The 10,561-nt window shown below is 67.7% G+C and carries 9 protein-coding genes and 1 pseudogene; 4 read left to right on the top strand and 6 right to left on the bottom strand.

The annotated features are described in order from the left end of the window. Positions 1–1,340 (bottom strand): 30S ribosomal protein S1 (rpsA, locus tag Q8814_RS20975; protein ID WP_330153925.1); only part of this gene is annotated, 1,340 nt, incomplete at its 3' end. Positions 1,341–1,561: 221 nt separating this feature from the next. Here rpsA and Q8814_RS20970 point away from each other — a divergent pair. Further along, positions 1,562–2,452 (top strand): class I SAM-dependent methyltransferase, encoded by an 891-nt coding sequence (locus Q8814_RS20970; RefSeq protein ID WP_330153924.1) that lies wholly within the window; start codon positions 1,562–1,564, stop codon positions 2,450–2,452. Positions 2,453–2,458: 6 nt separating this feature from the next. Here the strand turns inward: Q8814_RS20970 and Q8814_RS20965 are convergent, their stop codons facing one another. The 4 genes and pseudogenes from Q8814_RS20965 to Q8814_RS20950 form a co-directional block, all read right to left on the bottom strand. Then, positions 2,459–3,211, bottom strand: a complete 753-nt coding sequence (locus Q8814_RS20965; RefSeq protein ID WP_330153927.1) for an amino acid ABC transporter ATP-binding protein — start codon at positions 3,209–3,211, stop codon at positions 2,459–2,461. A gap of 23 nt (positions 3,212–3,234) precedes the next feature. Continuing rightward, the gene (locus tag Q8814_RS20960) at positions 3,235–4,218 is read right to left on the bottom strand and encodes an amino acid ABC transporter permease (RefSeq protein ID WP_330153923.1); all 984 of its coding nucleotides are present in this window, start codon (positions 4,216–4,218) and stop codon (positions 3,235–3,237) included. 12 nt (positions 4,219–4,230) lie between these two features. Continuing rightward, positions 4,231–5,091 carry an ABC transporter substrate-binding protein gene (locus Q8814_RS20955; RefSeq protein ID WP_330153926.1) on the bottom strand — a complete coding sequence of 287 codons (861 nt, stop codon included), beginning with the start codon at positions 5,089–5,091 and terminating at the stop codon, positions 4,231–4,233. Positions 5,092–5,178: 87 nt separating this feature from the next. Further along, positions 5,179–6,188, bottom strand: a pseudogene (locus Q8814_RS20950) (isocitrate/isopropylmalate dehydrogenase family protein). Here Q8814_RS20950 and Q8814_RS20945 point away from each other — a divergent pair. The 3 genes from Q8814_RS20945 (at position 6,187) to trxA (ending at position 8,464) form a co-directional block, all read left to right on the top strand. Then, on the top strand, positions 6,187–6,705 hold the full coding sequence (locus Q8814_RS20945) for a 2'-5' RNA ligase family protein (protein ID WP_330153922.1): 519 nt from the start codon (positions 6,187–6,189) through the stop codon (positions 6,703–6,705). The pseudogene Q8814_RS20950 and the gene Q8814_RS20945 sit on opposite strands and share 2 nt — an antisense overlap. Positions 6,706–6,952: 247 nt before the next feature. Further along, positions 6,953–7,966, top strand: coding sequence for a GlxA family transcriptional regulator (locus tag Q8814_RS20940; RefSeq protein ID WP_330153921.1), 1,014 nt, complete (start codon positions 6,953–6,955; stop codon positions 7,964–7,966). A 126-nt stretch (positions 7,967–8,092) separates the two neighbouring features. Then, positions 8,093–8,464, top strand: a complete 372-nt coding sequence (trxA, locus tag Q8814_RS20935) for a thioredoxin (protein WP_330153920.1) — start codon at positions 8,093–8,095, stop codon at positions 8,462–8,464. A gap of 57 nt (positions 8,465–8,521) precedes the next feature. Here the strand turns inward: trxA and polA are convergent. Beyond that, positions 8,522–10,561 (bottom strand): DNA polymerase I (gene polA / locus Q8814_RS20930; protein ID WP_330153919.1); only part of this gene is annotated, 2,040 nt, incomplete at its 5' end.

Genomic DNA, 10,561 nt, shown 5'->3' with positions numbered 1-10,561 from the left:
ACGCCGGCTGCAGCCTCGGCGGCCTCGGCGGCAGCCATCTTGTAGATCTGAGCCGTGTGCATCTTGTGGCGACGCTCGGCCTCGGCGTACCGGGACTCCCACTCTTCGCGCTGCTTCTCGAAGCCCTCGAGCCATTCGTTGGTCTCGGGATCGAAGCCCTCGGGGAAGATGTAGTTGCCCTGCTCGTCGTAGCTGTCGGCCATGCCGTACTTCGACGGGTCGAACTCGGCCGTGTAGTCCTCGTTCGCCTGCTTCAGCGACAGCGAGATACGACGACGCTCGAGGTCGATGTCGATGACCTTGACCATCGCGTCGTCGCCGACTGCGACAACCTGGTCCGGGACCTCCACGTGGCGCTCGGCCAGCTCGGAGATGTGCACGAGGCCTTCGATTCCCTCTTCGACGCGCACGAACGCACCGAACGGAACCAGCTTCGTGACCTTGCCCGGGACGATCTGGCCGATCGCGTGGGTCCGGGCGAACTGACGCCACGGATCTTCCTGCGTCGCCTTGAGCGACAGGGACACGCGCTCGCGGTCCAGGTCCACGTCCAGAACCTCGACGGTGACCTCGGTGCCGACCTCGACAACCTCGGACGGGTGATCGATGTGCTTCCAGGACAGCTCGGAGACGTGCACGAGGCCGTCGACACCGCCGAGATCGACGAAGGCGCCGAAGTTGACGATGGAGGACACGACGCCCTTGCGGACCTGGCCCTTCTGGAGCTGGTGCAGGAACTCGCTGCGGACCTCGGACTGGGTCTGCTCGAGCCATGCACGGCGCGACAGGACCACGTTGTTGCGGTTCTTGTCGAGCTCGATGATCTTGGCCTCGATCTCCTTGCCGACGTACGGCTGGAGGTCGCGGACGCGACGCATCTCGACGAGCGACGCGGGCAGGAAGCCACGCAGGCCGATGTCGAGGATCAGGCCGCCCTTGACGACCTCGATGACGGTGCCCTTGACGGCCTCGTCCTTCTCCTTGAGCTCCTCGATCGTGCCCCAGGCGCGCTCGTACTGCGCACGCTTCTTGGACAGGATCAGGCGGCCTTCCTTGTCCTCCTTGGTGAGGACCAGGGCCTCGACCTCATCGCCCACCGACACGACCTCGTTGGGGTCGACATCGTGCTTGATGGAGAGCTCGCGGGACGGGATGACGCCTTCGGTCTTGTAACCGATGTCGAGCAGCACCTCGTCGCGATCGACCTTGACGATGGTGCCTTCCACGATGTCGCCATCGTTGAAGTACTTGATCGTGGCGTCGATGGCGGCGAGGAAATCCTCGGCGGAGCCGATGTCGTTGACGGCTACCTGCGGCGAGGTGACGGTGGTGGAGGCCATGTGTTGAGTTGCTCCGGACGGGTTGATAGTCGGTTGGTTAAATTCGGTCGGGCACGCGAGACGACCACTACATCGAGACGTCGTACGCTTCGCGACGGGCGACGCCGTCCGACCCATAGAGCCGAGCAGCGGACACTCGCGTGGACAAGGCTACGCGCCCCGATGGGAGCTGGGCAAACCAGGCCGGGTCCCCGAACGCACCCACCTCTACCCTGTAGCCCATGTCCAGCCACGAACCCGCCTCCGGCATACCGTCCGAACCCGCGCCCGACGACCGGCACGCCACCGCGAACACCCTGCTGGGCACATCCACGGTCGGCCGGATGCGGCTGGGCTCCGTGGAGAGCGAACGCGCGAGCCGCAGCTGGTGGGACGCCGACGCCGAGGACTATCACCGGACCCACGGCGAGTTCCTCGGAGTCGATTCGGCAGAGGGCGATTTCGTGTGGTGCCCCGAAGGCTTGCACGAGGGCGATGTCCGCCTGCTCGGCGACGTGGCCGGCAAGGACGTGCTCGAGATCGGCTGCGGGTCCGCGCCGTGTGCGCGGTGGCTGGCCGGGCAGGGCGCCCGACCCGTCGGACTGGACATCTCCATGGGCATGCTCGCCCGCGGGACGGCGGCGATGGACCGCGGCGGCGAACGGGTGCCGCTCGTGCAGGCCGGCGCCGAAGACCTGCCCTTCCGGGACGGAAGCTTCGACGTGGTCTGCTCGGCGTTCGGCGCGGTCCCGTTCGTGGCCGATTCGGCGCGGGTGATGAGCGAGGCGGCGCGGGTGCTGCGGCCGGGCGGCCTGTGGGTGTTCGCCGTCAACCATCCGATGCGGTGGATCTTTCCCGACGATCCGGGCGAGAAGGGCCTGCTCGCAATGTTCCCGTACTTCGATCGCACCCCGTACGTGGAGCTCGACGACGACGGCACCGCGACCTACGTCGAACACCATCGCACCGTCGGCGACCGGGTTCGCGAACTCGTCGGCGCGGGGCTCGAGGTGTACGACATCGTCGAACCCGAATGGCCGGAGTGGCTCGACCGCGAGTGGGGGCAATGGAGCCCGCTACGCGGGCAGATCTTCCCCGGCACGGCGATCTTCTGCAGCCGCAAACCGGTCTGAGTCCCCTCAGAGGAGGCGCGAGAGGAACCCTCGGGTGCGCTCGTGCTGCGGATTGCTCAGCACCTCGCTCGGCCGGCCGGATTCGACGACGACCCCGCCGTCCATGAACACCAGCTGGTCGGCGACCTCGCGGGCGAATCCCATCTCGTGCGTGACCACCACCATGGTCATGCCGGCCGCCGCGAGATCCCTCATCACGGCGAGCACCTCCCCGACCAGCTCCGGATCGAGCGCGGAGGTCGGCTCGTCGAACAGCATGAGCTTGGGCTCCATCGCGAGCGCCCGCGCGATCGCCACACGCTGTTGCTGTCCGCCCGAGAGCTGGGCGGGATATGCATCGGCCTTCTCCGCGAGCCCCACCCGGTCGAGCAGGTCGCGTGCCCGGTCGACGGCGTGCTCGCGTCGCATCTTCTTGACCAGCATCGGGGCCTCGATGATGTTTCCGAGCACGGTGCGATGCGGAAACAGGTTGAAGTGCTGGAACACCATGCCGATGTCGCGGCGCTGCTTCGCGGCGTTGCGGGGGTGCAGTTCGTGCAGCTTTCCGCCGCGTTCGGCGTAGCCCACCAGGTCGCCGTCCACGTAGAGGCGGCCCGCATCGACCCGTTCGAGGTGATTGATGCAGCGCAGGAAGGTGGATTTTCCCGATCCGGACGGGCCGATCAGGCATGTCACCTGCCCCCGCTGCACGTCGAGGGAAATGCCCTTGAGCACCTTCACCGCGCCGAAGTTCTTGCAGACCCGCTCCGCACGAACCATCGGCGGGTCGATTCGGGGTGCCGTCACTTGCGTTCGCCTCCGGGGGTGTCGGGGTCGGTCGACGCGTCGGGTTCGATCACGACGGGTGCGTCCTGGGCATTGGCGAGGGCCTGGAGCTGCCGGGCGGTCAGTTGCCGGCTCAGTCCTCGCGAGTAGTGGCGTTCGACGAAGTACTGTCCCACCATCAGCACACTGGTGATCGCCAGGTACCAGGTGGCGGCGACGAGCAGCAGCGGGATCGGCTGGAAGTTCGCGCCCGAGATGTCGCGGGCGCGGCCGTAGAGTTCGAGACTGTAGGGCACGGCCGCGACCAGCGAGGTGGTTTTGAGCATGCTGATCAACTCGTTGCCCGTCGGCGGGATGATCACCCGCATGGCCTGCGGCAGCACGGTTCGCCGGATGGTCTGCCCCCACGACAATCCGAGCGCGGTCGAGGCCTCGAGTTGCCCCTCGGGTACGGATCCGATGCCCGCGCGGACGATCTCGGCCATGTACGCGGCCTCGTTGAGGGCGAGACCGATGACGGCGAACAGGAACGCCGCGTCGATGCCCTGCAGGTCGATGTGCACGAATTGGTGCACGAACGGGATTCCGATGTCGAGCTGCTTGTAGATCGAGGGGAACAGTCCCCACAGCACGAGTTGCACGTACACCGGTGTGCCGCGGAACACCCAGAGATACAGCCACGACACGGATTTGAGGACGGGGTTCGTCGAGAGCCTCATCACGGCGAGCACCACGCCGAGCGCAACCGCGATCACCATCGCCAGCACGGTCAGCTGAATGGTTTTCCAGGCGGCGGCGGTGATGCGGCGGTCGAACAGATACTGGCCGTAGATATCCCAGCGATACGCGTCGTTGGTGGCGGCGCCCCACAGCAACAGCCCGAGCGCGACCGCGACCGCGATGCCGGCGATCCACCGGCCGGGCCGACGTAGTGGCACCGCCCGGATCGGTTCCGGTTCCCCATCGCGCACATCGGTTGCCGAATGCGTGTGCTCGCTCATCGGGCTCCCTTCTCAGCTCGTGGCCGCATTGATTTGCGACGTGGTGACGGTGCCGTCCTCCATCGACCAGCGTTCGGCGACCCGGCCGTAGACACCGGTGTCGATGAGGTGCTGCATCGCCTGCTGCAGCACCGGTCCGAGCGGCGAGCCCTTGGCCACCACGAAACCGTAGGGTGCGGCGTCGAAGACGGGTCCCGCCGCTTCGAGTCGCTCGTCGCTGCGCGCGATGACGTATGCGGTGACCGGTGAGTCGGCGGACAGCGCATCGACCCGGCCGAGGATCAGCGCGTTGGCAGCCTCGTCCTGACTGTCGTACTTGACCTTGTCGATGGGGGGTCTGCCCGCGTCGAGACACGCCTGGCTCTTCGCGGGTATCTCCTCGAGGTCTTCGATGGTCGTGGTCTGCACCGCGACCCGCATCCCGCACGCGTCGGCGGGATCGACGGGTTCGCCGACGCGCTGCGCCCACTGCACCCCGGCGCTGTAGTAGGTGACGAAGTCGACCGACTGTTCCCGTTCGAGCGTGTCGGTGAACGAGGACGATCCCATGTCGAACGTGCCGGCCTGCACTGCGGGAATGATGCGGTCGAAGTCGGATTCGTTGAACACGGCGTCGACGCCGAGCACATCGCCCAGCGCATCGACCAGTTCGACCGCGAAACCGACGATGGCGCCGCTGTCGTCCTTGAATTCGTTGGGAGCGTAGGGAACGTTGACGCCGACCTTCAGCTGTCCCGCGGCCGCGAGCGGAGCCGGTAGCTGTGCCGCGATCTCGTCGACCTTCTCGGCACGGACCCGCTCGCCCGGCGGCACCGTCGATTCGGTGTTGACCACGCAACCGGACAGTGCGCCCAGCGCGAGGAACGCTGTCAGTGCCCACGCGAGCGACCGGCGCCGACGGGCGGGTGCTGCGCGTCGCAAGGGTTCGTCCACACGGGAACGATACCCGGCTGCGAGACCTCAGCGAGCGTGGGTGCGGGCGAGCACGGCCTCGGTGAAGGAGGTGGTCGACGCACTGCCGCCGAGGTCCGCGGTTGCGATGCCGGCCTCGACGGTTGCGTCGACCGCCCGTTCGATGCTGCGCGCGGCGGCGGTGAGATAGGTGTAGCCGGTGACTCCGAGCCGGTCCAGCAGCATCGCCGCGGACAGGATGAGCGCGGTGGGATTGGCGCGGTCCTGGCCGGCGATGTCCGGGGCGGCGCCGTGTGAAGCCTGCGCCATGGCCTTGCGGGCCGAGGCGTTGAGCGAGGGCGCGGTCCCGAGGGAGCCGGACAGTTCGCCGGCGAGGTCGGACAGGATGTCACCGAACATGTTCTCGGTCACGATGACGTCGAATTCGGAGGCGTGGCGGACGAGCAGGGCAGCCATGGCGTCGACGTGCTCGTCGTCGACCCGGACGCTGGGGTAGAGGGCGCCGACCTGCCGGCACACGTCGCGGAACAGTCCCGTGGTGAGCGGCAGCACGTTGGCCTTGTGCACGATGGTCACCCGTTTGCTGCGGCGGGAGGCGAGGTCGAACGCGGTGTGGGCGATACGTTCGCAGGCCGCGCGGGTGACGACGCCGACCGCGAGCGCCACATCGGGTGTCGGCATGAATTCTCCACTGCCGACCGCCATGTTGCGGTCGGCGTAGAAGCCCTCGGTGTTCTCGCGCACGATCACCACGTCCATCGGCCCCGCTCGGGGTACGACGCGCTGTCGTGGGGGCCCAGGATCCAGCCGTCGAGTTCGGCGAGGGCGTCGAGCGTGGAGTCGGGTACCGGAGTGCCGAGGGTGGCGATGGCGTCGGCACCGAGCGGGAGCGTCACCCAGTCGATCGCCGGTCCGCCCGCCGCGGCGACCGCGGCGTCGACGACGCGGCGGGTGGCGGGCACGATCTCGTGTCCGATGCCGTCTCCTTCGAGGAGTCCTATGCGCTGGGGTTCGGGCGTTGCGAGCGATGGGGTCACAGGGCAATCATTACCCACCATGGTGCAGTCGGTGGAACTGCTGCTCGACGCGCGACTCGACGCTGCCGTGCGCGCCGAGTGGGCGGCGCTGCTGTCGGCGGGGCTCGACAGCCAGGCCCGGATCCGTGCCGAGTCGAACCGCCCTCACATTACTCTCGTTGTGGCGCAGTCGATTCCGCCTGGGATCGAGGGTGTGATGCGGGAGCGAATCGACGGGACACCGATCCCGGTCCGGCTCGGTGGCGTGGTGGTGTTCGGCGACCGCCACGCAACGCTGGCGCGGCTGGTGGTGCCGTCCGCAGCACTGCTCGAGCTGCACGCGTCGGTCTTCGACCTGCTCGCGCAGTGCCCCGGCATCCCCCGGCACATCCGTCCGGGTGAGTGGACACCGCATGTCACGCTGGCGCGGCGGGTGTCCGCGAGCCGCATCGGCGCGGCGATCGTGGCGACCGGCGCCGGGGGCCGGGATCTGTCCGGTACGAGTGCCGGGATCCGGCGGTGGGACGGCAGGGCCAAACACGAATGGCGGGTGGTGTGAACCGCGGGGCCGACGGGAGTCGGAACCGCGCGGGTCAGAACCGGTAGTTGCCGAATTGCGTTGCCTCAGCGTGCGTGTCGGGAAGTCGGTCGCGGAGCGCGAGGACGTCCAGGATCAGGAAGGTGATCAGGAGCAGAAGCAGTAGTGCGATCATGCCACCAGCGTCGCGCGGCACCCCACGCGAGAACAGTGGCAGAAATGACAGAAACACTCATTTTTCTGCCATGCCGCTGGCAGACTGGGCAGCATGCTGCGCAAAGTGGTGCTGCCCCTGCTCCCCCGCGTCGAGCAGTTCGAACTCGGGGTCGCGTGCGAGGTCTTCGGCTTGGATCGTTCCGACGACGGGCTGCCGACCTACGACTTCTCCCTGATCGCCGGAAGCCACGAACCGGTACAGACCCGGTTCGGCTACACCATCGACGTTCCGTACGACCTCGACCGGCTGGACGACGCCGACCTCATCCTGGTCCCGGCCGGCGGCACCGACGTTGCCGCGCGACCCGGCCCGGCGTCGGTCTGCGGCACCGGCCCCGAGACCGCCGATCTCGAGCCCCTGTTCGTGAAACTGCGGGCGGCCGCCGAGCGCGGCGCCCGGGTGGCGAGCATGTGCAGCGGCGCGTTCGTCCTGGGCGCCGCGGGCCTGCTCGACGGCCGGCGCTGCACGACGCACTGGATGCACACCGCAGAACTCGCCGCGCGGTTCCCGAGAGCACTCGTCGATCCCGATGTCCTCTACGTCGACGACGACCCGGTGCTCACCAGCGCGGGTACCGCCTCCGGGATCGATCTATGCCTGCACATCGTCCGTTCCGCACAGGGCTCGCACGTCGCGAACACGATCGCACGCCGCATGGTGGTGCCCCCACACCGCGACGGCGGGCAGGCCCAGTACGTGGCCATGCCGTTGCCCGAGTGCACATCCGATGCCCTGGCACCGTTGATCGACTGGATGACCGCGCATCTCGACCAGGAACTGACCGTGCCCGCGCTCGCCGCGAGGGCGCACATGTCGCCGCGGACCTTCGCGCGCCACTTCACGGCCGAGACCGGCACCACCCCGGCGCGGTGGCTCCGCGATCAGCGTGTCCTCGTCGCCCAGCGCCTGCTCGAGAACACCGACCTTCCCGTCGACGTCGTCGCCGACCGCGCCGGGTTCGGCACCGCGGCTGTGCTCCGCCGGCACTTCCTCCGGTTGCGCCACACCACCCCTCAGGCGTACCGGCGTACCTTCCGTGCCGCGGAGTCCGTTCCGGTGGCCTGAATGCGTGTTCCCGGCCACATCCCGCCGGGCCGCCCCGGGACCACCGCGATTCACGTAGCGTGTTCGGGAAGAATCGGTGGTGCCCGGAGGTTGACACCGTCGACACGCCCGACCGAAAGGAACACCGTGGCAACCCAAACACTCACACAGCAGAACTTCGACGAGGTCGTCACGAGCAACGACATCGTGCTCGTCGACTTCTGGGCCGACTGGTGCGGACCCTGCAAGCAGTTCGCCCCGACCTTCGAGAAATCGTCCGACCAGCACCCGGATGTGGTGCACGCGAAGGTGGACACCGAGGCCGAACAGGCCATCGCCGCTGCCGCGAATATCCGGTCGATTCCCACGATCATGGCATTCCGCGAAGGCGTCCTCGTCTACAACCAGCCCGGCGCGCTTCCGCCGGCCGCGCTCGAAGACCTCGTCACGCAGGTGAAGGCGCTCGATATGGAAGATGTGCGCAAGCAGATCGCGGAAGCCGAGCAGTCCCAGGGCTGATCGCCGACCGACGACCCGGCGGCCCGGCCCCGTAGCGGGCCGGGCCGCTGCTGTCGGTCAGTGCGCGGCCGCGTCCCAGCTGCGGCCGTATCCGACCGACACCTCGAGCGGCACCGACAGTCCGATCACCGAATCCATCTTCTCGCATACCAGGGCCTCGACCTGTTCACGCTCGTCCCCGGCGACTTCGAGCACGAGTTCGTCGTGTACCTGCAGCAGCATCCGGGAACGCAGGTTCGCCGCGCGCAGCGCGCTCTGCACGTCGATCATCGCGACCTTGATGATGTCGGCGGCGGTGCCCTGAATGGGAGCGTTGAGAGCCGCGCGTTCGGCGACCTCCCGTCGCTGCCGATTGTCGCTGGTCAGATCGGGCAGGTAGCGGCGACGGCCGTACAAGGTGGAGGTGTAGCCGACCTTACGGGCCTCCTCCACCACGTTGTGCAGGTAGTCGCGTACCCCACCGAAACGGTTGAAATACGCCTCCATCTGCTCTTTCGCTTCGTCGGTGGAGATCTTGAGTTGCTGGGCGAGGCCGTAGGCGCTGAGTCCGTACGCGAGTCCGTAGGACATGGCCTTCACGCGCCGGCGCAGTTCGGGCGTCACCTCCTCGATCGGCACCCCGAACGCGCGCGCCCCGACGAAACTGTGCAGATCTTCGCCGGTGTTGAACGCCTCGATCAGACCCTCGTCGGCGGACAGATGCGCCATGATGCGCATCTCGATCTGGCTGTAGTCGGCGGTCAGGAGCAGGTCGTAGCCGGCGCCGACCACGAATCCGTCGCGGATCTGTCTGCCCGCGTCGGTGCGCACCGGAATGTTCTGCAGATTCGGCTCGGTGGAGGACAGCCGGCCCGTGGCCGCAACGGTCTGGTTGAAGGTGGTGTGGATACGGCCGTCGTCGGCGATCGATTTGATCAACCCGTCCACGGTGGTCTTCATCTTCGTCGATTCACGGTGCGCGAGAAGGTGTTCGAGAAACGGATGGCCGGTCTTGTCGAACAGGTTCTGCAGGGCGTCGGCGTCGGTGGTGTATCCGGTCTTGGTCTTCTTCGTCTTGGGCATCTCGAGTTCGTCGAACAGCACCACCTGCAACTGCTTGGGAGAGCCCAGGTTGATCTGCTTGCCGATGACCTCGTACGCGGCGTTGGCGGCGGTGGCCACGTCGGCCGCGAAACCGGACTGCAGAGCGTGCAGGTGATCGGAGTCGACGGCGATGCCGGTGGCTTCGAGTTCGGCGAGCACACCGAGGAGCGGCAGTTCCATGTCGGTGAGCAATTGCGCCGATTCGATGTCGGCCAGCTCGGTGTCGAGGGCCGCCGCGAGATCGACCACCGCGCGAGCCTGGAGGATCTGCGCTTCCGCTGCCTGGGTATCGGCGGCGTCCGCGTCGTCGAGCAGGGAAAGTTGCTGTGCCCCTGTGTCTTCGACACGGAGTTCACGTTTGAGGTAGCGCAGCGACAGGTCGTCGAGTTTGAAGCTGCGCTGGCCCGGACGCACCAGGTACGCGGCCAGAGCAGTGTCGCTGGTGATCCCGGCAATGGTCCAGCCGCGGCCCCGCAGCGCGTGGAGGGCCGACTTCGCCTCGTGCAACGCCTTCCCGATCCGGGGATCGGCGAGCCACGCGGCCAGCGCCGCATCGTCTTCCGGGGTGAGCGCCACCGTGGTGACGTACGCACCTTCACCGTCCGCGGCGGCGATGGCGACAGCGGTGGCGTCGCCACCGAACGGGGTGCCGCTCCCGGCGACGGACAATCCGTGGCGGGCGCCTGCCACGGCGTGCTCGGCGAGCCAGTCGCCGAGCGCCCCGGGCTCGACGATCCCGCCGCGCACTTCGAAACCTTCCTCGGCTTCGGGTTCGGCGGACGCGAGGGTCTCGAAGAGGCGGTCGCGCAGCACCTTGAACTCGAGATCGTCGAACAAGCGGTGGATGCGGTCGCGGTCCCACGGCGCGAGCACCAGACCGTCCGGGGCGTAGGGCAGCACCACATCGCGCACCATCTCGGTGAGCTGACGGTTGAGCAGCACATTCGACAGGTTCTCGCGCAGCGCGTCACCGGTCTTGCCGCGCACCTCGTCGACCCGGTCGACGAGGGCGCT

This window comes from Rhodococcus chondri (assembly GCF_036327435.1).
In the GTDB taxonomy this organism is placed as follows: domain Bacteria; phylum Actinomycetota; class Actinomycetes; order Mycobacteriales; family Mycobacteriaceae; genus Rhodococcus; species Rhodococcus chondri.
This window is presented reverse-complemented; position numbering and strand designations above follow the sequence as displayed.